Annotated in this window: 23 protein-coding genes and 1 pseudogene; 11 read left to right on the forward strand and 13 right to left on the reverse strand. The window is 68.6% G+C overall.

The annotated features are described in order from the left end of the window. Window positions 1-175 precede the first annotated feature (175 nt). The 5 genes and pseudogenes from MQP27_RS05790 to MQP27_RS51885 all read left to right on the forward strand — a co-directional run. Entirely contained in the window at window positions 176-388 is a 213-nt protein-coding gene (locus tag MQP27_RS05790; RefSeq protein ID WP_242761885.1) for a hypothetical protein, read from the forward strand. Window positions 389-462: 74 nt separating this feature from the next. Further along, window positions 463-1722, forward strand: a complete 1260-nt coding sequence (gene istA, locus MQP27_RS05795) for an IS21 family transposase (RefSeq protein ID WP_242761887.1) — start codon at window positions 463-465, stop codon at window positions 1720-1722. Beyond that, window positions 1723-2607 (forward strand): IS21-like element helper ATPase IstB, encoded by an 885-nt coding sequence (istB, locus tag MQP27_RS05800; protein WP_242761889.1) that lies wholly within the window; start codon window positions 1723-1725, stop codon window positions 2605-2607. A gap of 264 nt (window positions 2608-2871) precedes the next feature. Continuing rightward, window positions 2872-3939, forward strand: a complete 1068-nt coding sequence (locus MQP27_RS05805; RefSeq protein ID WP_242761891.1) for a tyrosine-type recombinase/integrase — start codon at window positions 2872-2874, stop codon at window positions 3937-3939. Between the two features lie 1250 nt (window positions 3940-5189). Continuing rightward, window positions 5190-5786: pseudogene (locus MQP27_RS51885) on the forward strand (tyrosine-type recombinase/integrase); the annotation flags it as partial. Between the two features lie 224 nt (window positions 5787-6010). Here MQP27_RS51885 and MQP27_RS05815 read toward each other — a convergent pair. Continuing rightward, entirely contained in the window at window positions 6011-7822 is a 1812-nt protein-coding gene (locus MQP27_RS05815) for an ISL3 family transposase (protein WP_443735747.1), read from the reverse strand. Window positions 7823-8253: 431 nt separating this feature from the next. On the opposite strand from MQP27_RS05815, the gene MQP27_RS05820 reads away from it, so the two are divergent. The 4 genes from MQP27_RS05820 (at window position 8254) to MQP27_RS05835 (ending at window position 9716) form a co-directional block, all read left to right on the forward strand. Beyond that, the gene (locus MQP27_RS05820; RefSeq protein WP_242761900.1) at window positions 8254-8526 is read left to right on the forward strand and encodes an SPDY domain-containing protein; all 273 of its coding nucleotides are present in this window, start codon (window positions 8254-8256) and stop codon (window positions 8524-8526) included. A gap of 36 nt (window positions 8527-8562) precedes the next feature. After that, window positions 8563-8787 carry a hypothetical protein gene (locus tag MQP27_RS05825; RefSeq protein WP_242761901.1) on the forward strand — a complete coding sequence of 75 codons (225 nt, stop codon included), beginning with the start codon at window positions 8563-8565 and terminating at the stop codon, window positions 8785-8787. Window positions 8788-9032: 245 nt separating this feature from the next. Then, window positions 9033-9209: a hypothetical protein gene (locus MQP27_RS05830; RefSeq protein WP_242761903.1), complete on the forward strand. Its 177-nt coding sequence runs from the start codon at window positions 9033-9035 to the stop codon at window positions 9207-9209. Between the two features lie 153 nt (window positions 9210-9362). Further along, entirely contained in the window at window positions 9363-9716 is a 354-nt protein-coding gene (locus MQP27_RS05835) for a hypothetical protein (RefSeq protein WP_242761905.1), read from the forward strand. A gap of 171 nt (window positions 9717-9887) precedes the next feature. On the opposite strand, the gene MQP27_RS05840 is transcribed toward MQP27_RS05835, so the two are convergent. The 9 genes from MQP27_RS05840 to MQP27_RS05880 all read right to left on the reverse strand — a co-directional run bounded on the left by MQP27_RS05840 (window position 9888) and on the right by MQP27_RS05880 (window position 16772). Beyond that, a complete protein-coding gene (locus tag MQP27_RS05840; protein ID WP_242761906.1) occupies window positions 9888-10295 on the reverse strand; it encodes a hypothetical protein in 408 nt (135 codons plus the stop codon). A gap of 67 nt (window positions 10296-10362) precedes the next feature. Further along, window positions 10363-12108: a relaxase/mobilization nuclease domain-containing protein gene (locus MQP27_RS05845; protein ID WP_242761908.1), complete on the reverse strand. Its 1746-nt coding sequence runs from the start codon at window positions 12106-12108 to the stop codon at window positions 10363-10365. 2 nt (window positions 12109-12110) lie between these two features. After that, window positions 12111-12461 carry a plasmid mobilization protein gene (locus MQP27_RS05850; RefSeq protein ID WP_242761909.1) on the reverse strand — a complete coding sequence of 117 codons (351 nt, stop codon included), beginning with the start codon at window positions 12459-12461 and terminating at the stop codon, window positions 12111-12113. 269 nt (window positions 12462-12730) lie between these two features. Then, window positions 12731-12955 carry a hypothetical protein gene (locus tag MQP27_RS05855; RefSeq protein WP_242761910.1) on the reverse strand — a complete coding sequence of 75 codons (225 nt, stop codon included), beginning with the start codon at window positions 12953-12955 and terminating at the stop codon, window positions 12731-12733. 92 nt (window positions 12956-13047) lie between these two features. Next, entirely contained in the window at window positions 13048-14070 is a 1023-nt protein-coding gene (locus tag MQP27_RS05860; protein WP_242761911.1) for a DUF2637 domain-containing protein, read from the reverse strand. Further along, complete coding sequence (locus MQP27_RS05865) at window positions 14067-14660, reverse strand: WhiB family transcriptional regulator (RefSeq protein WP_242761912.1); 594 nt, start codon at window positions 14658-14660, stop codon at window positions 14067-14069. Before MQP27_RS05865 ends, MQP27_RS05860 begins: the two co-directional genes overlap by 4 nt. A gap of 100 nt (window positions 14661-14760) precedes the next feature. Next, the gene (locus MQP27_RS05870) at window positions 14761-15468 is read right to left on the reverse strand and encodes an ATP-binding protein (RefSeq protein WP_242761913.1); all 708 of its coding nucleotides are present in this window, start codon (window positions 15466-15468) and stop codon (window positions 14761-14763) included. Beyond that, window positions 15468-16409 (reverse strand): hypothetical protein, encoded by a 942-nt coding sequence (locus MQP27_RS05875; RefSeq protein WP_242761915.1) that lies wholly within the window; start codon window positions 16407-16409, stop codon window positions 15468-15470. The genes MQP27_RS05870 and MQP27_RS05875 overlap by 1 nt, the downstream gene beginning before the upstream one ends. 3 nt (window positions 16410-16412) lie before the next feature. Beyond that, complete coding sequence (locus tag MQP27_RS05880; protein WP_242761917.1) at window positions 16413-16772, reverse strand: hypothetical protein; 360 nt, start codon at window positions 16770-16772, stop codon at window positions 16413-16415. Window positions 16773-17522: 750 nt separating this feature from the next. Between MQP27_RS05880 and MQP27_RS05885 the strand changes: the two genes are divergently transcribed. Further along, on the forward strand, window positions 17523-18425 hold the full coding sequence (locus tag MQP27_RS05885) for a helix-turn-helix transcriptional regulator (protein ID WP_242761918.1): 903 nt from the start codon (window positions 17523-17525) through the stop codon (window positions 18423-18425). 57 nt (window positions 18426-18482) lie between these two features. On the opposite strand, the gene MQP27_RS05890 is transcribed toward MQP27_RS05885, so the two are convergent. From MQP27_RS05890 to MQP27_RS05900, 3 genes are read right to left on the reverse strand one after another with little or no spacing between them, the layout of a single operon-like run. Then, complete coding sequence (locus MQP27_RS05890; RefSeq protein WP_242761919.1) at window positions 18483-19661, reverse strand: amidohydrolase family protein; 1179 nt, start codon at window positions 19659-19661, stop codon at window positions 18483-18485. A gap of 24 nt (window positions 19662-19685) precedes the next feature. Further along, entirely contained in the window at window positions 19686-20801 is a 1116-nt protein-coding gene (locus MQP27_RS05895) for an MAB_1171c family putative transporter (RefSeq protein ID WP_242761920.1), read from the reverse strand. A gap of 3 nt (window positions 20802-20804) precedes the next feature. Then, a complete protein-coding gene (locus tag MQP27_RS05900; RefSeq protein ID WP_242761921.1) occupies window positions 20805-21155 on the reverse strand; it encodes a hypothetical protein in 351 nt (116 codons plus the stop codon). A gap of 880 nt (window positions 21156-22035) precedes the next feature. On the opposite strand from MQP27_RS05900, the gene MQP27_RS05905 reads away from it, so the two are divergent. Next, on the forward strand, window positions 22036-22467 hold the full coding sequence (locus MQP27_RS05905) for a pyridoxamine 5'-phosphate oxidase family protein (protein ID WP_242761924.1): 432 nt from the start codon (window positions 22036-22038) through the stop codon (window positions 22465-22467). Window positions 22468-22671 lie beyond the last annotated feature (204 nt).

A 22671-nucleotide genomic window follows, 5' to 3' on the forward strand; every position in this document is an offset into this window, starting at 1 on the left:
GGGGAATGCCCACGGTGCGGATCGCACGGTCGGCCTGGGCACGGGCATCTGCGACCTCTGCCGGGGTGAGGATCGCGTGGCGCTCTTCCTTGGTCATCAGATCTCCCGCCTTCGTACAAGCCAAGTGCATCGCCCGATAGCGGGTCCGGCAAGGCTCGCAGGAGATGTGCGAATCGTGCGTTCGAGCGGACCAGGGGCCCGAACCTCCGCGCGCTCAGAGCGGTCCGTCGGCCTCGGCGTTCACCAGCCGTACCAGTTCCTCGACGCTCAGCTCGACCCGCCGCCCATCAGCCAACCGGGACCGGCCCAACGACGCCGCCTCGACGTCGTCGACAGCCTCGTCGTGCTCGCGAATCTTGTCGGCGTCGGCCGAACGCTGACCCTCTGACGGCGTATCAAATCTGACCCTCTTGGTGATCTTCGTCTGACTCTGGCCTTGTTGATCAAGGTCAGGAGGAAGAGGTGATCCTTGTGGAGGACTGGGCAGAGATCCGCCGGTTGCACCGGGCCGAGCAGATGCCGATCCGGGCAATCGCTCGTCATCTGGGCATCTCGAAGAACACGGTGAAGCGGGCGCTGGCGCACGACCGGCCGCCGAAGTACGAGAGACCGGCCAAGGGCTCGGTCGTGGACGCGGTCGAGGTGCAGATCCGCGAGCTGCTGCGGGAGACGCCGACGATGCCGGCCACGGTGATCGCCGAGCGGATCGGCTGGGAACGTGGGATGACGGTCCTCAAGGAGCGGGTCCGTGAGCTGCGGCCGGCCTATGTTCCGGTGGATCCGGTGTCGCGGACGACGTATCGGCCGGGCGAGCTGGCCCAGTGCGACCTGTGGTTCCCCGACGCGGAGATCCCGCTCGGCTATGGGCAGACCGGACAGCCGCCGGTGCTGGTGATGGTCTCCGGCTACTCGCGGATGATCACCGCGCGGATGCTGCCCTCGCGGCGGACCGGGGACCTGATCGATGGGCACTGGCGGCTGCTGTCCGCCTGGGGCGCCGTCCCCAGGATGCTCGTCTGGGACAACGAGTCCGGCATCGGCCGCGGCAAGGTGACCGGCGAGTTCGCCGCGTTCGCGGGCCTGCTCTCCACCAAGATCTTCCTCTGCCGTCCCCGCGATCCGGAAACGAAAGGGCTGGTCGAGCGCGCGAACGGTTACCTGGAGACGAGCTTCCTGCCGGGCCGTCACTTCGCCGGCCCCAACGACTTCAACACCCAGCTGGACGAGTGGCTGAAGATCGCCAACCGGCGCCGGCACCGCGCTCTGCAGGCCCGTCCCGTCGAGCGGTGGGAGGCCGACAAGGCCGGAATGATCGCGCTGCCACCGGTCGACCCGCCGTCCTGGTGGCGCTTCTCCATCCGGCTCGGCCGCGACCACTACGTCCGCATCGACACCAACGACTACTCCGTCGACCCCGCCGCGATCGGGAAGACGGTGACCGTGCTCTGCGACAACGACCAGGTCCTCGTCCTGGCCACCGGCGGGGAGATCGTCGCCCAGCACCCCCGCTGCTGGGCGAAACACCAGACCCTCACCGACCCCGAACATGCTGCCGTCAGCACCCGGATGCGTCAGGAAGCGCACCGTCAGCAGGCCGCCCGCCCGCCAGGGCGGCCAGCTGCTTCGTCCGGCCCGCTGGTCGAAGTCGAACAGCGTGAACTGGGCAGCTACGACCGGCTGTTCACCGTCATCGACGGCGGCAACAACCAGGAGGCGAGCTGAATGCCCCGCACCCCGACAGCCGCCGGTGACGAGGTCTGCGGGGACGAGCCGGCAATCGCCGGGGAATCCTCCACGGCCGTCAAGACGACCACGGCGGCCTCCGGCCGCCGCACGGGCCGGCAAACCTCCTCCGACCTGGCCTTCCTTGCCCGCGCGATGAAGGCCCCAGCCATGCTGGACGCCGCGGAGCGGCTCACCGAGCGAGCCCGCAAGGAGTCCTGGACGCACGCCGAATACCTCGTCGCCTGCCTTCAGCGCGAGGTCTCGGCCCGCGAGTCGCACGGCGGCGAGGCCCGCGTCCGCGCCGCCCGCTTCCCCGCCATCAAGACGATCGAGGAACTCGACGTCACCCATCTGCGCGGCATAACGCGCCAACAGCTCGCGCATCTGGGCACGTTGGACTTCATCGCGGGAAAGGAGAACGCCGTTTTTCTGGGTCCGCCGGGCACGGGAAAAACACACCTGGCGATCGGGCTCGCGGTCCGCGCCTGCCAGGCCGGACACCGCGTCGCGTTCGCGACCGCCTCCGAGTGGGTCGACCGCCTCGCCGCCGCCCATGCCACCGGCCGCCTCGCCGACGAACTCACCCGCCTCGGCCGCTACCCGCTCCTCGTGGTCGATGAGGTTGGCTACATCCCGTTCGAGGCCGAGGCCGCGAACCTGTTCTTCCAGCTCATCTCGAACAGATACGAACGCGCGTCCGTGATCGTCACCAGCAACAAACCCTTCGGACGCTGGGGAGAGGTCTTCGGCGACGAGACCGTCGCCGCCGCGATGATCGACCGCCTCGTCCACCACGCCGAGGTCCACTCGTTCAAAGGCGACTCGTATCGCATGCGCGGCCGTGAACTCGGACGCATCCCCACCGACAACCAAGACGACTGAACACACGCAACAGAAGACACCTGGGTCACTTTTTACCCGCCCAAACTGGGTCACGGTTCAGGTTCTGGATCACTTTCAGTGCCGGAGCCACGGAGGGTCACCACAAGCGCGATCATGAACGGCCTCGCCCGGCGAGGAGGACCCGCTTGCGGAGCAGGTCGAAGTTGGCGCGGCCGAACATCTGCCGCTTCAGCATCTTAAAAGTTACGTGGAATCTGCCGGGGTGATCATGTCTCCCCGGTGACCACGGACTTGGGAGATGGCTTGAGCGGCACGACGGTACTCACGGAGAAGTGGCCGGTGCTCAGCCGGCATGAACAGGCGGCGGCCTGGCTGACGGTCTGGACGGATCTCGGACGTGCACCACGCACGATCGACGCCTACGGCCGGGGACTGGCCGAGTACCTCTTGATGTGTGAACGGGAGGACGTCGACCCGGTTTCGGCGAACCGCGCCCATGTCGCCGTCTACGTACGGGAGTTGACCACCCGGCCGCACCGGCGGGGTGCGAATGTGATCTCCATTGACTCGGGTGCAGGGCTGGCGAACGCGACGATCCAGCAGCGCCTGGTGCCAGTCCGTCTGTTCTACGACTTCCTCATGGAAGAGGGGCTGCGGGAGTCCAACCCTGTCGGTCGCGGTCGGTACACCCCAGGTCGACGGAACGGCGGTCAGCAGCGAGGCTTGGTGCCGCGGCTGACGAAGCTGCCGTGGATTCCCAGCGAGCAGCAGTGGCTGCGGATCCTGGAGGTGGCTCGGCGAGAGCCGGTACGCAACCGCGTGATGCTCGCCCTGGCCTACGACGCCGCCCTGCGGCGCGAGGAGTTGTGCTCGCTACGGACCGACGACGTGGATCCGGCCCATCGCACGCTGCGGATACGGGCGGAGACGACGAAGAACCGGCTGGAGCGGGTGGTGCCCTACTCGGCGTCGACCGGGGTGCTGCTGTCGGCCTACCTCGCTCACCGAGGGACGATCAGCCGGGCCCGCGGGTCGCTCTTCCTGTCGGAGTCGCGCCGCAATCATGCTCAGCCGCTGAGTCTGTGGACATGGTCGAAGGTGGTCCGAAAGATCGCGCTGACCTCCGAGGTCGAGCGGTTCTCCACGCACACCACGCGGCACCTGTGTCTGACAGACCTTGCCCGGATGGGCTGGGAAGTGCACGCGATCGCCGCGTTTGCCGGACACCGGCACACCGACTCCACACTGCAGTACATCCATTTGTCCGGCCGGGAGTTGGCCGACAAGCTCGCTCGCGGCATGGAGCACATGCACGCCTGGCGCATCCAGGCCCTCACCAAGGACGGCGCTGCCGGGGAGGAGAGCCGGTGACCTCGCTCATCTCAGCCTCGGTGGTCTCGGACCCGTCCAATCGCTGGATATGGCCGATCGACCCGAGTCGCTACGACATCGCGGCCGTGTTGCGGACGGAGGAGAAGCGGGCCATCGCGGAGCTGGGCCTGGTCAACCTGCGCCGGATGGCCCGTCACGATCCTAACGCCCCCGGCTGGCGCGCGATCCGGCGGCTGCTGCGGCCGCTGGACGACGTTGCCGCCGCGTCGCACGAGCCGGCCACCTCGCACCGCCGCCGGGGAAGGCTGGATGCCGCCGCGGTGATCCTGCTGCGGTGCGCGGAGACCGGCCGCTCCTACTGGGTCTGGAGCGGCGAGGAGTGGGCCCGTCTGCTCGGGAGCGATCTGCCGAGCTTCCGCGCGAGCGTTCCCGCCTGGGCTGAGGAGGCGGCCCGTCCCCAACTGGCCGCGCATGCCTTCTTGCTCGGCGGTTTCGCCGACTTCTACAAGCTGGGCAGCTTCGGCCGTCTCGCTCTGGCCTGGCGCGTCTTCGGCCGCGACCGCGTGGACGGCGAGATCCGGCGGATCCGCACGGTCCTCGCCGGCTGGGGCTATCAGCTCGGCCGCGAGGACGACCAGCTGCTGCCGATGGTGGTCTGCCAGGTTCTGCTCCTCAACCGCAGCCCGCACCTGGAGGACTTGACCACCGACCTGTTCGAGCAGATCCGCGCCGAGCGCCTACTGCCCGCGGCGCGGGGCAACACGCTGCATGCCATGCAGCGGGCCGTCGCCGAGCTCGGCTTCTGCGAGCCGCCGCAGCGGATGACGGGCCGTCACTCGGCGCGGGCGAGCGGAGGCTCCCCGGTCTGGGCGGCATGGGTGGAGCGTTGGTACGACACCTCCACGCTCACGCCCCGGGTCCGCGGCACGGTCCGTTCCACCTTGCTCAAGGTCGGACGGTGGCTGGAGGCCGAGCATTCCGAGGCCGCGGACCCGGCGAAGTGGTCGAGGCGGACTTGCGCGACCTGGGTCGCCGCGCTCGACAGAATGAAGGTCGGCGACTACGTCCAACGCACGGCCGGTCTGAAGGACCGTATCGGCAAGCCGCTCGAAGCGCCTACGAAGGCGACCCAGCTCAGCGCGGTGCGAACGTTCTTCCGCGACTGTCAGGAGTGGGAGTGGATACCTCGGCGCTTCGATCCGCAGCGGGCGCTTGGCACCCCGCGCAGCATCGCAGCCTTGCTCGGTCCGGACCCCCGTGTGATCGCGGACGGCATCTGGGCGAAGCTGATGTGGGCCGGGCTGAACCTCACCGACGACGACCTTCCGCAGACCCAGGCCGGGAACTTCTACCCGCTGGAACTCGTCCGCGCGGTCACGCTGACCTGGCTGTTCTCCGGGCAGAGGAGCGATGAGATAGCCCGGCTGCGGATCGGCTGCATCCGCTGGGAGCACGACGGCTCGGTGATCACGGGCGACTCGCAGCAGGTCCTCGCCCGCGACGCGGTCTGCCTGCTGGACGTGCCGACCCACAAGACCGGCACCGCCTTCACCAAACCGGTCGACCCGATCCTGGGCCAGGCCCTCGATGCCTGGCAGTCCATCCGTCCCGTCCAGCCGAAGTTCACCGACCGCCGCACCGGCGAACTCGTGGACCCGCTGTTCGCGTTCCGGGCCCGGAAGGTGTCCTCCGTCTATATCAACAACACCGTGATCCCGATGCTCTGTCGCAAGGCCGGCGTCCCCGCCGCCGATGTCCGCGGGAACATAACCAGCCACCGGGCCCGCTCCACGATTGCCAGCCAGCTCTACAACGCCAAGGAGCCGATGACACTGTTCGAGCTGCAAGCTTGGCTCGGACATCGCTCACCGCAGTCCACGCAGTTCTACGCGAAGATCAGTCCCACGACGCTGACCCGGGCCTACGACGATGCCGGATACTTCTCCCGCAACGTCCGCACCATCGAGGTCCTCGTCGACCGCGACGCAGTCGCCTCCGGCGCCGCCGCAGCGGGCGAACCCTGGCAGCACTACGACCTCGGCCACGGCTACTGCACCTACACATTCTTCGAGCAGTGCCAACACCGCATGGCTTGCGCACGCTGCGACTTCTACACCCCGAAGGACTCCAGCAAGGCCCAACTCCTGGAAGCCAAAGGCAATTTGCTGAAGATGCGAGCATCGATCCCGCTGACCGAGGACGAGCAAGCGGCCGTCGACGATGGGCAGGCGGCCCTCGACCGCCTCCTGGACCGACTCGCCGACACCCCCACCCCCGCCGGGCCGACACCTCGCCAACTCGATCTCCCGGCGAACACAACTCTGCTGCCGATCGTCGACGTCCGCCAGGGCAAAGCACAGCAACCTTGACAATTCTGATTCCACAGAATGATCTTGTTGTTGTGACCCTCGACGGCGCCGGAGCTGTAGCGCAGGCTGAGCCCGGCGACTACCGCGTCGAGGTCCTGGCCGAGTCCGTTGACGAAGCCGTGGAGGACGGGCAGGTCGTCGGCCTGGACGCGCTCGATCCACTGGCCGAGGTCCCGGCCCCGGCGGCTATTCATCAACTCGGCGAATGCCCGGACGTGTTCGGCAGTTCGGTCCAGCTCCGGACAGCGGGCGAGGATCTTCTTGAGCCGCTCGGCTTGGTCATCATTGAGATCCTCGGGGCGGCGGGTAATCCAGCCGGTCACATCGCGCACGGACGGATCCTTGCGGGGCGGGTCGTTGTGCGGGAGGACCTCTCGGAGCCGCCGGACGTATTCGCGGACGATGGTGACGCCGCCGCGGTAGCCGCGCTGTTGGAGTTCACCGAAAAGGTAGGCGGCATTCGTGCGTCCCTCGGCCCACCGCTGGTGTAGATAAGGCTTGTAGGGGTCCAGGATGCTGGTGCGGCCAGTCCACTGACCGACCAGCAGTTCGTCTGGGGTGGCCGCATGGGCGAGACGGCGAACCGTGGTCCGGCTCAGTCCGAGCTCACGGGCGATGGCCCGCAACGCCATTCCCTGAGCGAGCAGTTGGTGAACGGTGGCGTGCTGCCGCCGCACCCGCTCGGACAGGCGCCCTGAAGTGCGCGGGTGGGCCGTCGGCTTCTCTTCCAGCGCCGATATGTCCATCGATGGGGCCGTGGCCGTGGCTTTCTGGTCCGGCTCGCGGAGCAGGACGCGGTGGCGGACGACGGTCTTCTCGACGGCCTCGGCCAGGTTCTTCCAGAGGTGCCAGCGGTCCGCGACATGAATGGCGTCAGGGGCCCCGAGCCGTCCGGCCTCGGCATAGGCGGTGGAGCGATCGCGGCAGATCACCTCGATGCCGGGGTGGTCGGCAAGCCACTTGGCCACCGTCCCTGTGGTCCGGTCGGGTAACAGATCGACCGGGCAGCGCGTCTCGATGTCGATCAGGATCGTGCCGTAGTTGTGTCCCTTGCGCAGCGCGAATTCGTCCACCCCGAGCACGCGTGGCGTGGGCGGCGAAGGCTCCGGCAGGCGGCGTATCAGCCGGAGGAGTGTTGACCGACTTGCCCGCACGGCGAGCGCGTGGGCCAGGCGGGCGCCAGCACGGCCGGCCAGCATCACCGCCAGCTGCTGCAGGACCGTCTGCAGTCCAGCACTGCGTCGCCCGTGGCGGAAGGTCAGCCCGTCGACCTGCTCAGCAAACGTCGCCTGCGCGCAGGTACTTTCGCGGCAGCGGAACCGCCGTACCTGTAACTCGATCACGACTGGACGCCCGCCGACCGCGGTGTCGGCGAGTCGGCGTACATACCGGCTGTGCACCCGAATCGAGAGTGTTCCGCAGGCGGGACATGGAGCCCCCTCAGCTGACACGGTGGCCCGTACGATCACCAACTCGTCCTCAACTACGACGCCTTCGATCAGGACGCCTTCGGCCTTGTGGAACCACAGGTCCCGGAGGAGTACATCACCCACGACCGTTCATGATCGCGCTTGTGGTGACCCTCCGTGGCTCCGGCACTGAAAGTGATCCAGAACCACGGTTCACCCGCCGCCGACAAATCTCCTCGCTACTCAAGCCCGCTCCTCCCCTTCTCTCCATCCAGCCACGCAAATGGCCGCTCCCGCACCAGCTGAGGGGACGACCGTTTCATTCCGCGTTGCACGGACATCAGTCGCCGCATCCGGGGCCAGTTCGCCCATGGCAGACGCACACCGCGGGCAACGACTGGAGACACCGCCCAAGACCATGGCAACGTACGGGAGCCCGGAAAAACCGCAGGTCAACGAAGGGTTCTCTGTTCGTGACGCTCACCACCACAACCATGTTCCGGCCTCTCGCAGAGCTTCCTCCACCCGCCCTCGGCGAGCGTGAGTGGCTCCTCGAATGCCACTGCGCCCGAACCGTGACCGACCTTCTCAAGGCCCAGGGATGGGACGTCGTCGCCGACCTGGACTGCAACGTCCACTGCTCCAGCCCCGACCGACGCGTGTACGTGGGCTTCCTCCCCGAAAGCCGGGAGGCAGCACGCGGCGAGCTGTGGCACATCCACGTCACGGACAACAGCGGGCCCAGGGCCTGGCGCCAGACCTTCGGACCGGATACCCCGGCACAGGCCGTCGCCGGATTCCTCGCCGCTCTGATCAACTTCCCCACCCGCTACTGCACCTGCGTGTAACACCCGCTCCGCACGCTCATCGCCAAGGAGACCGTCATGCCCTCCGAGATCACCGTTGGCCAACTGGTTCACCAGCTCCAGTCCTTCGACCCCGACCTGCCCGTGTACCTCGCCATCAATCCCGACTGGCCCTACGCCCACCGCATCGGCCGCACCATGGAGATCACCGGGGCGACCGGAGCTGTCTACATCGCTGAAAACGGCCAGGAGGGCGTACTGCCGCCCACCGTCCGCAACCAGCTGGACTGGGCCGATGTATGACGTGCCACCCGCGGACACAGCCCACTGCGCCGCCGATCAACTCCTCCGACTCCTGGCACCACCTCCTCAGTGACCTGGTCCATCACCCCATGCCACCGTCGGTGCGCGGCGCTCTCCTCCGCTGCGTGCCGCCTCATCCCGCCCAGCCGATCCACACGGTGTGGATAAGCAACCTGAAGCCCGAGCGTCTTCATCCCGGCTCCATCGTGCTCAGCTGGGAGCCCGGGCTCGGAGGCGGAATGGATGTGACCGCTCGCCTCCGTCTGGCCTCGGCGGAGGTCCTCCTCGCCAGCTGGCCGGACCTCCATGGCGACTGGACCACGGTCGTGCACCCCACTCTTCACGAGGCCATTGGGCTTCACACCGCGCTGTCCGTCGCCACCGACGCGCTGCACCTCGCCAACCACCTGGCGAGCCGCTGACGACCCGTTCGCCGTGAACTTCCGAGGGCTGCCCCACGATTGGGGGCAGCCCTTGTGGCGTTGGGCCATCGCACCCTTCACCGCCTGGTAGAGCAAGTGCTCCGGCTCAGCGGCGAGCGCCGTGTCCTCGGCTTTGCGGGAGGTGTCTTCCGCGTGAGCGTCACGCACCATCCGCCGCACGACCTCGGCGAGGTCGGCGGCCGCGCGGACCACGGCGGAGAGCGCCTCCACCACGGAAGGCGGCCCCTCCAGGATGACGAGTTCGGCTGCCCGGTGGACGTCGCGGGCCCGGGAGACGAAGCGTTCCATCTTCTGGTCGACGTCCCGCAGGTCCGGTCGGTCCGCCCGCAGCGCGTCGCGCACGGCGTGCAGAGCGACGTCGCGGTCGTACACCGCGCCCAGGTAGTTCGCGTAGGCGTCCCGGCGGTGCTGCCGACGCCACTGGACGAACTGCGAGCGCGCCGCCGCGCGTCCGGCGACCATCGCGGAGCCGAGGGCGGCGAGTGAGCCTACGGCGGCACCGAGCAGAGCGGCGAGTCCAACGTCCATCTCCCCATTCTTCCTAGGTCCAGGCCTACTTGAGGTGCGAGCAGAAGCGAGACCTGGTCGTTCACCGGGAGCCTCATGAGCCTGGTGCATGTACCACCGGACGTCGTCCACGGTGCTTTCCCACGGGACCTATTCGGGCCTGGGCTCGGTCAGATAGATGCCGGCGAGCGTGCCGTCGTAGCCCGTGGCCTGGGCCGCGGCCTCCAGGCTCGGGTAGTCCTGGCCGCCGACGTCGATCATCGCCTCGTAGTCCGCGCGGGTCAGTTCACGCTCGACCCACTGGTGTGCGCAGCGGCAGCGGATACTGACCTCGTTGCGGTCGCAGATGACCATCCAGTCGCGCCGGGCGCCGCACCGCGGGCACATCACCGGGATCCCGGTGATCACGATTTCCTCGGGGTGGGTGGTGGCACGAAGACCGATGCTGCCGTCGCCGAGTTGCATCTCCTCCTGGAGGCGCCGCAGGGGGTCGTCGCCGAGGGCCGTCTCCGGCAGAACGGTTCTCTGAGGGGGGAGGCCTTCGTCGAGTATCTGCATTGTCTCCTTCTCCATATCAACCAGCCCTAACAGGCGTCGGCCGTCGATGTCCAGCTCTTTGCGCTGCTCAGCGCCTTGGTCCTCGGGGGTGGGGGTCCGCGCGGTAGGTCACGGCCGGCGCCTCGGGTACCGGTGGCGGAGCCGGGTGAGAGCGCGATTGCGCCGCCCGCGTGTCCGTGCGTGCGCGCGGTTGCGCCATGGTGGCGGGCAGGTTGGCGATGCGTCGTAGTCGCCAGACCAGGACGTCGGTGACGCTGTCGGCGGTTTCCAGTTCGCGCCATTCGACGGCTTGTTGGAGCAGGGCGTCGGGGTCGTGTCCTGCGCGCTCGGCCTGGTCCAGGGTGGCGGCGAGGGCGTCCCAGCCGGGTTCGTGACGTATCGCGCCGGCCTGGTCGGGCAGGGCGGTTTCGAGAGTGCCGGCGTACCGCTCTCGTACGGGTTTGGGGAGGCGTCGGCCGTGCTCGCGCATCGTGTTCATGGGGGCAGCAGCGGCCGATCGGTAGGCAGTGCGCAGGTGTTGTGCGGCTCGTTGGGCGGCGGCTGCCTGCTGGGCGTGGCCGCGGGCGGAGTGCCAGCGCGCGGCGGCGATGGTGACGAGGACCATCGTGGACAGGACCATCGCGGTGGCGCCACCGTCTTCGCCCTTGCCGAGGGCGTTGCCGGCGCGGATGATGCTGCGGGCGGCGGAGCGGATGGCTCGGTTGTCGGCGCGTTCGGCGCGGATGTGGGAGCGGGTGGCGCGTTCGTAGGCGCGGGCGGCCACGACGAGTTCCTTGCGGGTGGAGGCCGGGGCGGTCTGGGCGATGGCGTCGAGGAGTTCACCGACACCGACGAGTTGGGCGGCAGAGTGTCCGTCGTCGTCCTCGTGGAGGATCGATGCCGCTCGTTCGGCGGCCGGGACTGCCTGGCGCCGGGCGCGGGCCGGGGGAAGTGCTCGTTCGTCACCGTGGTCGGTGACGGGTTCGCCGTCGGGGCGTCCGGCGTCGAGGCGCCGGCGGATCCTGGGGAGGGAGAGGTCCGGGGCGAGTTTGGAGCCGGAGAACCAGATGGGTTCGCCGTCGCGGTTGCGGTCGCCGGGGAGGGCGACCTTGTATCCCAGGGTGTCGCCGGACGGGGCGATGCGCCGTTCGACCCGCAGGCCGGCCTCGGCGAGACGGTGGAAGAACTCCTCCTCGCTGGCGGCTCCGGCCAGGGCGTGGCGGACGCTCTCCCGCAGAGTCTCGCGGGGTGTCTCGGTCCGGCCGGTTCGTTCGGCTTTGGAGCGTTCGGCGCTGGTGGGGCGCTGGGCGGCGGTGCGGTCGCCGCCGTTGAGGATCTGCAGGCCGAACTCCTTCTCGATCTTGCGGCATTCGGCCTGGGCGCGGATGCCGTCCTCGTGGCGGCGGGGGCTGCGTCCGTCTTCGCGCTTGAGGGTGGCGACGAGGTGGATGTGGTCGTCGGCGTGGCGTACGGCGATCCACCGGCAGGCCTTGTCGTCGCCGTATTCGGCGATGCCGGTGGCGTGGACGATGCGGCGGGCGACTTCGGCCCATTCGGCGTCGGTGAGGTTGCGGTCGCCGGGGGCGGTGCGGACGGGGCAGTGCCAGACGTGCCGGGCCGGTCGCCGGTCCTTCAGAAGGGCGAGGACGGGGAGATCGAGTCGGTCGGTGAGTTGCTTGAGCGTGGCGGACGGGTCGCGTCCGGGGTCGGGGGCGAGTTCGGGCATCCAGGCTGCGACGAGGTGCGGATCGGTGTGTTCTTCACGGCGGCCGGGGCCGTAGAGGTAGTTGAGGAGCCCGTACGTGCGGCTGCCGGTGGAGATGTCGGGGACCACCGTCAGCGCCGCGCGATCTCGGTCGCGGCGGCCTCGACCCGGTCCGCAACCCGCAGGACACGGGCGACCGCGGCGTCCACGTACTCCACCTGACCGCCGGAGTTGAGGATGCGGGCCACCTGGTTGAGGTTGCCGCCGACACGGGCGAGCTGTGCGCTGGCGGCCATCAGTTCTTCGACCCGACCACGCTGGTCCAACAGCCAAGGCTGGGGGCCTCCTTGAGCCTGGGCGACCGCGACCGCCGCGTCGGCAAGAAACCCGGCGGTCTTCAGACCGACGGCTTCCGCCGCGCGCTTCACCAGCACGAGTTCGTCGGAGGTCAGCCGGACGCTGCGGACTTGGTCACGGTGCACACGCTGGCGCAGGCGAGGGCGCGTACGCGGTGCAGCGGGCGAGTTCGGTGCCCCTCCTGGCTGCGATCCGCCCTCGGTCGCAGCCTCCGAGCCCGGCACCCCCTGGTGCCGGGCCTCCCCCGCCGCTCCTGGGGCGGGGGTAAGCCCTTCCGAAACTCCTCCGCAGCCCGTGGCTGCGGAGGAGTTTCGGAAGGTACAGCTTGCTCGGCTTCGTGCCGGGCAGTCGTCTTGCCGCAGGTCAGAGGTTGTTTCGGGCGATTCGGAGGGCGTCATCGGGGCGTCTGGGCCTTCGTAGGGCGCATGCCGCGGAGGACCTCGGCGACGAAGTCGAGGGCGAGGACCGGATGGTGCAGGGTGCGGGGCGTACTGGCGGGGGTTCGCTGGACGGTCCAGGTGCCGTCCGCGCCGGGTTCGGCGCGGTGCAGGTGGCCGTATCGCAGGAGCACGGTGATCCAGGCGTCGGCTTCGGCGTGGGTTGCCGGGGTGGTGCGCATCGTGGTGTCTCCGGTGCGTGGAGGGGAGTTGGTGGGGTGCGGGCGGGCGGCCCTGTTGCGGCCGTTGGCCGCCCGCTTGTCCGGCCGGTCGGTCAGCCGGTCTTGGTGGCCGACTTTTGGCCGGTCTCGGCGCGGAGTTGTTGCATCAGGGCGGTCAGCCGGTCATTGGCCAGCGTTTTACCCTGTCCGCGGATGGCGTCGGCGACGACCTCGCGGGTGACCTTGCCCGCGTCGGCGACCGCCTGACGGGCGATCGGCAGGAGGGTGTCCGCCGATGCGGCGGTGTCCGGGCCGCCGTTGTCCGAGCCCTCCGAAGCGGTGTCCGGTCCGGTCTCCGGCCCGGTGACCGAGGAGGCGGCGAGCCGCAGGCGGGTGACCGGGGCAGGTCTGCTGACCGGCTGTCCGCCCAGGTCAGCGGCGTCACCGCCGTTCGCCAGCTCCGCCTCCGGAGCGCTCGCCGGGTGTCCGGACGGCTCCTCCCGGTCAGCCGTTCGCGGCACGTTCGGGCCGGAGGTGACCGCCGGACGGCCGTTCTCCGGCCGGGTGAGCGTGGCCGAGTGTCCGGAGGTGGCCGGGTCCGACCGGTGTCCGTCCGCCGCGAGCGGGGTGTCCGGCCGGTCAGCAGCGATCCGGTCAGTGCGGACGGTGAAGGTGTCCGGGTGTCCGTGGTGACCGGCCTCGGTGACCCGGCGGGCGATGAGGATGTACAGGTGGACGGCTCCGGCCAGGGCGAGCGGGGCCAGGGTGGACAGGGCGCCGACGGTGACGTCGCCGAGCCGCAGTCCGCCGCCTCCGGGGTGCTGCTGGTTGAGGCGTACGGCGTGCAGGGCGTTGGCCCAGATGCTGGCGGCCGTCGCGGTGCCGAAGAGCGTCCACACGTACAGGCGGGCCGCGAAGGAAGCGGTGCGCAAGACCAGGAGGGCGCGTACTCCGTAGGCGATGAAGCCGTCGATCACCAGGGGGAAGAGGAACGTGAGGGGTCCGCGGACGTGGATGGCGGTGGCCATCTGCTGCAAGGCGTCGTACGAGAGCGCGCACCCTGCACCGCCGAGCGCGACGATCGCGGCTCGGTCCCAACCAGTGATCTGAGCCGGTGTCGGTGCGCTGTGGCTCACGCGGCCGTCCCGAGGTTGTCGCGTGCGGGGGTCTCGGCTGCGGGTGTCTTGAGTGCCTTGGTGGGGCTCTTGGGCTTCTTCTTCCCCGTGTTCGCCTTCTTCTTCTGGTCGACGGCGCGGTTGCGGATCTCCCGGCGGATGTTGCGGTAGAGCTTCTCGGCGTGCTCCTCGCTGACCTTGAGCAGCCAGGCGAGCCGCTCGGCCGGCACCTCGGCGTGGTAGGCGGCTATCACGACGGCGTCGCGCTCGGCTTGGGTGAGGTGGATGTCGCGGCCAGCCAACACCTCGTTCACGCGGGCGTAGTCGAAGCGGCGATGGAGCTTGCGGTGCAGGGGGTCGCGTTCCTCTTCGGTCATGCCGCCCCGGATGCCGTCGCGGTCGCCGTTTTCAAGGGCCGCGTCGAGGCAGGTGGCGCGGACAGGGCACTGCGCGCACAGGGCCTTGGCAGCGCGGATGCGGTCCATCTCGTCCGGCTCGGGGAAGAAGATCTCCGGATCGACCTGGTGGTGGGTCGTCGAGCGGCAGGCAGCGCTGTCGTGCCAGGTGAGGTCGCCGAGGGTGCGCGGGGTCTGGTTCTCGGTGCTGTGCATGTGAGTGTCTCCGGTCGCCCCGGGCGCGTTTTGGGCAGGCGCGTCCCAGGGGTTGGTGCGTGAAGGTGGCGGAGGCGGCGGCAGCCGGTCGCGGCGGGGATCAGGCGGCGGCGATGCGGCGCCGCTCGGCTGCGAGGGCTCGTCTGCGGTCGGGGCCGTCGAGGATGACCTTGTCGCTCATCTCGGTCAGCCTGGAGGCGACCCGGTCGCCGATGTGCTGACGCAGGTCGACCATGCCGAGGTTGGTGGTGATGAGGGTCGGGAGCATCTCGTTGTAGCGGCGGTTGATCAGCCGCATCGTGATCTCCTCGGTCCACTCGCTGTTCTTGGCCGCGCCGAGGTCGTCGATGATCAGCAGCGGGCAGCGGGCGAGGTCCATCAGCTCCCGCTCGCCGTCGTGCCCGGGGCGGGGTCGCAGTTCGGCGTAAAGGTCGGCGGCCGTGGTCGCCTTCCAGCGCAGCCGGACCCCGGCGATGAGCAGCGAGCGGATCGCGCCGTACGCCTGGTGTGTCTTGCCGGTGCCGGTGGTGCCGACGATCAGCAGCGAGCGGCCCTGCGCGATCCCCGGAGCTCCCTCGGGTCCGGGACGGCCGGCCTCGGCGATCGCGCGGACCCAGGCGGTGACCGCCGGGTGGTCGGCGACGGCGGCCTGGTAGCGGGCCGGGATGCGGGCCTGTGCCGCCTGAAGGGCGGGGATCGGCTCGACGGGGTCGGTGATTGGAGCGGCCGGATCGATGCCGCGGGCGGTCAGGATGGCGGCCAGGCGGCGGGCGATGCCGCCGATGGGCTGGGCGTCACGATCGCGCATCACAGCTCCTCGGCGTAGGCGGCGGCAGGGTCGGCGGGGTTGGCCCAGGCCCGGTGACCGGGCACGTTAGGCCGGGATTCCGTCCGCACCAAACCGGCGGGGACGGCGTTCATGGCCTCGTGGACCAGGCTCGGCAGGGTGCTCGGGTGCAGCCCCTTGGCCCGGTGGCGGGCCAGCCCGGCCCGGATGTGGTCCGGATCGATGCCCTCCGCGAGGAGCTTGGCGGTCTCCCGCCCGAGGTGACCGAGCACGCCGCTGGGCGGGCGGTGGGCACAGGCAGCCGCGTACTCGGCCATGAGCTGCTGGGTCGAGACGGTCTCCAGTGCGGGGGCGCATGCGCTCCCCGAAGGAGCAGTAGTTCCTAGATCCAAGTTCCTAGGTCCTAGATCCGGGCAGTGAGGGCTCAGCGAGGGCTCACTGAGTCCTCCGTGAGTGCTCCGTGAGGAGTCACGGAATGCGGTCTGAGCTGCGGTTTTGTCGGGGGCGATGAGATCGCGCGAGGTACGTGCGGCTTCACTGAGTCCTCCGTGAGCCATCACGGAGGACTCAGTGCCGTCTCCGTGAGTTCTCGGTGCGTCCGGCGCGGGCTGCTCGGCGTCGTGGTGCGGGCAGGCGGGGAAGCGAACGCCGCTGGGCCGGTTGATCTTCTGGTGCTGGCGCCAGGTGACGATGTGCAGGTACTGCTTGCCGTCGTCGCCCTCGTAGCGGCAGATCAGGTGGGCGGCGGCAAGTTGGGTCAGGTCGTCCTCGACGTCCACCGGGCCGTGCTCTGGGCGCAGTGACCACAGCAGTCCGGTGATCACGGCGGGCTGGTCGCGGAAGCGACCGTGGTCGTCGGCCTGGGTGAGGAGGCCGAAGAAGGTCCGCTCCGCGGCGAGGGAGACAGCGGCGAGCGACTCGGACGCGAAGGCTTCGGGCTTGATCGTTCGGATCCGGGCCACGGGTCAGCGGCTCCCGTCCGAAGAAGCGCAGGCTCCGACAGTGGGACGCAGGATCCCAGTGGCGAGGTCGAGGTCGTGCGCCTCGTCCCAGTTCGCCTCGGGGAAGGTACTGATCACCCAGCGCGCGGCGGCCCCACGCTGGGTCCGGTTGAGAGGTATCGGCTGTCCCCGCTCGTCGTAGGCGCGGGTGTAGGGGCTCGGCCAGGTCTGGCTGGGCTGGTGCTGCGAGACGCGGATGATGCGGGCGCCGGGCACCATGTCCGCCAGGAGGGCGGCCAGGCGGTCCTGGCGGGCACCGTCAGCGGGCATAACGGCCTTGGCGGGCTGGGCAGCGAGTGCCCTTCCGCTTCGGGACGCGGGCATGCGAGAATTCCTCACTCGTAGGTGGGGTGAGACGGCCGTTCTCGTCGAAAAGGCCAGCCGACTCGCCCCGGTTATGAATCCGCACCCTCAGGGGTGGCGGGCTTGGCGCCCGGGAGCTGCTAACTCCTGGGCGCCGTGTCATTTCCCCTTGGAAACCGCGGACTTGACGTTGGATGTGGTTTTGCGTCTCTCCCTTGAGAGGTTCGGGTTCGGCGGTTCCGCCGAGGGAGCAGCAACATATGCAGACGGCGGTCAACACTCCAGCGGACAGCGGGTGATGAGCAGGTTCGACGCCAACTCGACATATATCGCTTGCGGATCAGGCGCTTGGCCGGCTGATGCAGGAGCGAGTCTCTGTCGATGGCGTACCTCCGGCCCGAACCGCGACAGCAAAGCGGTTCGATGAAGCAGAGACATACGAAACTCCTCACGTGACAGCCACCCGCAATTGCCAGAAAGGAGTGACCGCAGTGCGGACTTCGCGCCTCTCCGAGGCCGAACCCGCACACTTCCCGACCCCCGGTAGACGAACCCCCGGGCATCAATGCCTTCTGGGAGCGCTTCGTACACAGCACGACACAGCCGCGCCCCCATCCCCCTCCCGGAGCCCGAGAGCCCTGGCGGAGAGCGAGCGCGAAGATCGAGCAGGTATGCAACCGTGCCCGTTCTTCGCTAAGCTGAAGCTATTCCCGCCTACAGAAAAAGTCAACACACTGGATCACTTCCAGCTTGCATAAAAAACGAGGTCAGATGCCTGCTCGTCACTTCGACCGAACCCGTCTGCGTACGGTGCGGCGGGCCGCCGAGATCTCCCAAGCCGCCGTGGGCAAGGCGCTGGGCGTGTCCGACTCGGCGGTTGCGAGCTGGGAGAACGGCGCGCAGACACCAGATCCCGAGAAGCTGCCGGCGCTGGCGCGCGCCATCGGGCGCGATGTGGACAACCTGTTCCCGCGCTCCGGGCCACCCGATCTCAAGGATCTACGGTGCGATGCCGGTTACTACCAGTACGAGACGGCCGCGTTCATCGGCACCAAGAGCGCCGGGCCAGTGGCGGCGGCCGAGCGTGGAGAGCGGCCTCTCAAGGAGAAGTACGTCCTGGCCCTGGCTGTGAAGTACGGCGTCAGCGAGGACGAGCTACGACAAGCGGGAGCCCGGTCGATCGCCACCGCACAAGGCGTTCCCGTCGATGCACCCGCATCGACGGGAACGAAAAGGACATCGGCCGCTGACACCCCTCCCGGATCGCTGTCCGAGAAGATCACGCTGCTGCTGGACGGCTCGTACCCCAGCCCTCCAGGGCCGCCGTCCGATGCGGAGATGGCGAAGGCGGTGAACGCCACAGCCGGAGGGCAGCTCCTCACCGAGAAGGACTTCCGCGATCTCCGTACGGGCGTCACCGAAACCGCTCCCCCTGAGGTTCTGGACGCGCTGGCCGACACCGTCGGCGTCTCGCGGCTGTACTTCAAGCCGGACGACGCCGTGGCCGCTCAGGTCTATGAGGGACTCCAGCTGCTGGCCGCCGCGAAGCAGGGGGCCGTGGGCCGCGTAAGGGCCCGTGGCCTGGGCGCTCAGGGTCTGTCGCCGAAGGCGATGGGACTCATCAATGATCTGGTGGCGGAACTGGCGGAGAAGGAAACGGACGCGAACGAGTAGCGCCAGCCTGCAGCGCACTGGCTGCGAGCAGGCAACGTGGCTACCGCTGTTCTGGCCTCACGCCGACTCGTGGAGGCGACCGGCAGCGACCACGCCTCGGACGGTCTTCAGCGCGCCGAGATCCGCCAGAGGGTCTCCGTCGATCACGAGCAGGTCCGCGCGGAACCCCGGAGCGATCCGGCCCGTCGTTTCGCCCACTCCGAGCGCGTCGGCAGCCTCGATGGTCGCCATGTCGAGGATCCGGCTGTTCGGTAGGCCAAGGTGTGCGTAGAAGGAAAGGGCCGGGACCAAGCCGTCGAACCCAGCGCGCTGGACTCCTGCGTCGGTGCCGGCGATGAGCTTGGCGCCGGCCTCCGCCATCTGCCGTACGAGATCGAACATGGCCGCCGCACGCTCCTCGCCGAAGAAGCGGGGAAGCATCTGCCAGTGGGGGCTCACGGCGGGGCAGACTGCGATGTCCCGGTCGATGATCTGCTTCAAGACGTCCTGCCGCAGGTCGAAGCCGTCGTCGGTCATCCACGTGCAGTGCTCGATCGTGTCCACGCCCGCCTCCACGGCAGCGGTGATGCCGTCCGTCCCGTGCGCGTGGGCGGCCACCGGCAGGCCGGCCTGGTGAGCCTCGTCCACCAGGGCCTGGAGTTCCTCCGGGGAGAACTGGCTCCGCCAGCTCTTCGGTCCGTCCTTGGTCAGGCCGCCTCCGGTGACCATCGCCTTGATCACGCCGGCACCCGCCGCGACGTTGCGCCGAACGAGGTCGCGGACCTCGGCCACGCCGGAGACTTCGCCTCCGAGAAAGTGGCAGTGTCCCCCGGGCGGAGTCGCGGGCGTCCCCGCCGAGACGATGCGAGGCCCAGGCGTGCTGCCACGGGCGATCTCCTCGTCCAGGCGCAGGGCGAGGCCGTTGCGATCTCCCAGGTCTCGGGCGGTCGTGACACCGCTGAGCAGGAGCTGCTCCGCACGGTGGCGCATGTCCGCCAGCAGGATCTCGTCGCTGGACTCGTGGAGCGTGGCCACGGGGTCCGCACCTCCATCGAAGGCCAGGTGGACGTGCGCGTCAATGAGGCCGGGCACGACCGTTCCCGCGGGGAACGCGAGGTGCTCCGCGTCTGGGTCTGCCTGGTTCGTGATCTGCGCGCGTGGCCCCACCGCCGCGATCGAGTCACCCTTGATGAGGACGGCGCCATCGTCCAGGTACGTCCCGGAGCCGACGAGGACTCGGCCGGCGGTGATGAGCATCTGGTTTCTCCTTGACTTCAGTGGCTAGGCAGAGAGCCGCAGCGCGTCCGACACGGCGATCAACTGACGTACATCCGCTTCCCGGTTGTCCTCCTTGGGCACGGCTATCGGTACCGCCGAACGTGGCTCCAAGGCGCCCTTCCCCATCGTGTCCACGGCGTGCCGGAGACGGTGCGCCAGCACGGCGGGCGGCAGGTCGAGCACTGCGGCGCCCTCCGACGCGTCGGCCAGGTGCGGGCTCACATCAACCAGTCCGTCACGACACTCCACTATCCGTCGGTGGTAGCGGCGGTGCACGCCACGCGCCCGCCACCGGTCCCACAACCCGGAGGAGGCGGGCCGCAGCACGTTCTCGGGATAGGCCTCGGCAAGCAGTCGCCACAGCGGAGCCAGCCGACGGTGGTCACGGCGACGTCGCAGCCAGAGCCGCACGGCCGTGATCCTCGCGCGGGCCCCCGGATAGGTGACGCCCACGACGAACATCAGGATCGACACCACGAGAAGGAACGCGACAGCCGTCATGAGCGCCTCCGGCACGGTCCCACCGCTCCACCGAATGGCGACGAAGACCGCGCGGACAGCGCAGGCCACTGCCATCGCGCCGAGACCGATGGCGGCCATCCACAGGCCCGTCGCGTGCGGGCGCCCCGACATGCGGGCATAGCGGTGAGTCCACCGGCCGGCGACACCGAGGGCGTACATGAGGTACAGACCGGCGCCGCCGTAGAAGAAGGCGATCTGCGGGATGGTCATGTCCGCTGTGCTGAACGAACCGGCGAACACGCTGTGCGGGACCGACACCGCGGCGACCGTGATCGCCACCGCCACGGCGGCCACAACGAGTGCCTCCCGCCTGGCGCGGACTCGCCCGGCCTGTTCGTCGGCCGAGTACAGGTAGAAGCACATGAGGAAGTAGACCGTGAGCAGGAGCAGCACGTTCTGGATCAGCTTCGCGGTCCCGTGTCCCGCCACAGTGTCGACGCCCGAGGCTCCGCCGGGCATGGCCAGCGGATAGGACAACGCGGCGCTGAGCAGGCACAGCGTGACAGAACGAAGCGGTGCGTCATAAGGCGCTCGTGACCACTGATAAAGCTTCCAGACGACGGCTGCGGCAAGGCCTAGGAGGATCACTCCGGTCACGGGTCAGAGCCACCCTCGCCGGTCACCCAACGCCGCCTGAACACGTCGGACCGAGGGATCCTCGGACAACGGGGTGACGTGATCGAGCACCGACGACCATTCCAGGATGATCGTGGCCGCGAGCTCGACCTGGCACTCCTCCCCGTCCTCGTACGAGCACCGGCGGGCGACTCGACGAATGAGCTTGGGGTCGAGTACGGGGATCAGAGTCGCCCAGCCCTCGACGAAGTCGTCCGGCGCCTCCTTCTTCTCCGTCTCCTCCCACTCGGCTACGAAGATGTGGAAGAGCTCGTGAAGGATGATCTGCTGCTGATGCAGGTGGGTCGTCTCCTGCTGATAGAGGATGAGGTCCATCTGGGGCGTGTCGACACACAGCCCGGAAGGACCCGGCTTCTCCAGCGGGAAAGGTCGAAGGACGATCGGGCGCCCACGCCTCTCACCGACCAACTGGCACAGTTCTTTCACGTCCAGCGGTGGTTGCACGCCGAGCGTCTGAAGCTCTCGCCGCAGCCGACGGTGCAGGTCTCGCTCCACCGTCCGCTTCTGAGCGGTACGCCGGCGGCCCAACCGCCAGCGGCTCACTCCGCCCTGCACAGGCACCCCGGGTTCAGCCGCATCTCGGTCACCTGTTCCCAGCCCCATCAGTACTCCCCTTCGCATCAGCCGTGACGGCTCCTCGACGAAGCCGGCCAACGGCCGTGATCGCTTCGAATCAGGTTTAGTCCCCATCACATGACGCCGCCGCAGGAGATCACGGGTGTCGAAGGCCGTACAGCAACCCATCTTGCGAACACACCCGACCCACGGGTCGCGGGGGCGTGCTCTCGACGCTCCCCGACTTTCAAAGTCGCAAGAGCGAATAAGTAATGGCCAGTGACCAAGCACCCCAGCACGCTTCGGGAACTTCGGCGGACACTACGCGAAGCCTCTGTCAGGACCTGGCTGGAAGTCGCCCCTCGGGCTTCAGTTCCACCTGCACGGCGAACTGCACCAAAACAGGGAATATCGACGCGACTCGACCTCCTGAGCTGGGCATTTTCAATCTTGACGCGACCCCGCCAGCCATCATGAGGCCCTCTAACTTCGTTACCAATCCGAGATTTTTGGGGATTGAGCACGCGGGATAATTTCACGCATACTGCCGAAATCTCCCCTTCGTCATACCGATAGCGAAAGTGTGGCCCTAGCCACTTTCAGCCGACTTGCACGGCAATCGCGAGTACTCTTCCCAGCCATGTGCAACGAGATAGCCCGCCAGGGCGACAAGTACCTGGAGTTCTGGAACGAGTACCATCTGTGCACATTGACAACGCTTCGGCCGAATGGGCGCCCACACGTAGTGCCGGTTGGCGTCACCGTGGACGTCGGCACCGGAATCGCACGAGTTATCACTCGCAAATCGAGCAGGAAAGTCGCCAATCTTCTGGCAGCGCTGCCGGGCCAAGCACGCGTCGCGGTCTGCCAAGTGGCCGGAGGGCGCTGGGCGACGCTGGAGGGCACAGCCGAAGTCCGCACGCATCCAGCCGCTGTAGACGACGCCGTTACCCGCTACGGACAGCGGTACGGGCGGACTCCGGCTCCGGATCCGGAACGCGTCGTCATCGAGATCGCGGTCGACCGGGCCTTGGGGCACTTGGGTGGTCCCAGCGCCACGTCAACGCAATGACCTAGATCGCGGACGCCCAGATGTCCGTGCCGCCGTTCACCGTGAAGCCGCATGCAGTGCTGGCCATGACGAAGGTCGGCGCGCGCGTGAGCGAGCGCCACTCGTCTCGTTCACCTTCCGGGCCGGCATCTACCCCTGAGCCTGCCGAGCAGATCCCGAAACAGGTGGCCGGCATGGCGATGCCAAGCACATGGCTCTCTCCGG

The organism is Streptomyces cylindrosporus, assembly GCF_022698165.1.
Lineage (GTDB): Bacteria > Actinomycetota > Actinomycetes > Streptomycetales > Streptomycetaceae > Streptomyces > Streptomyces cylindrosporus.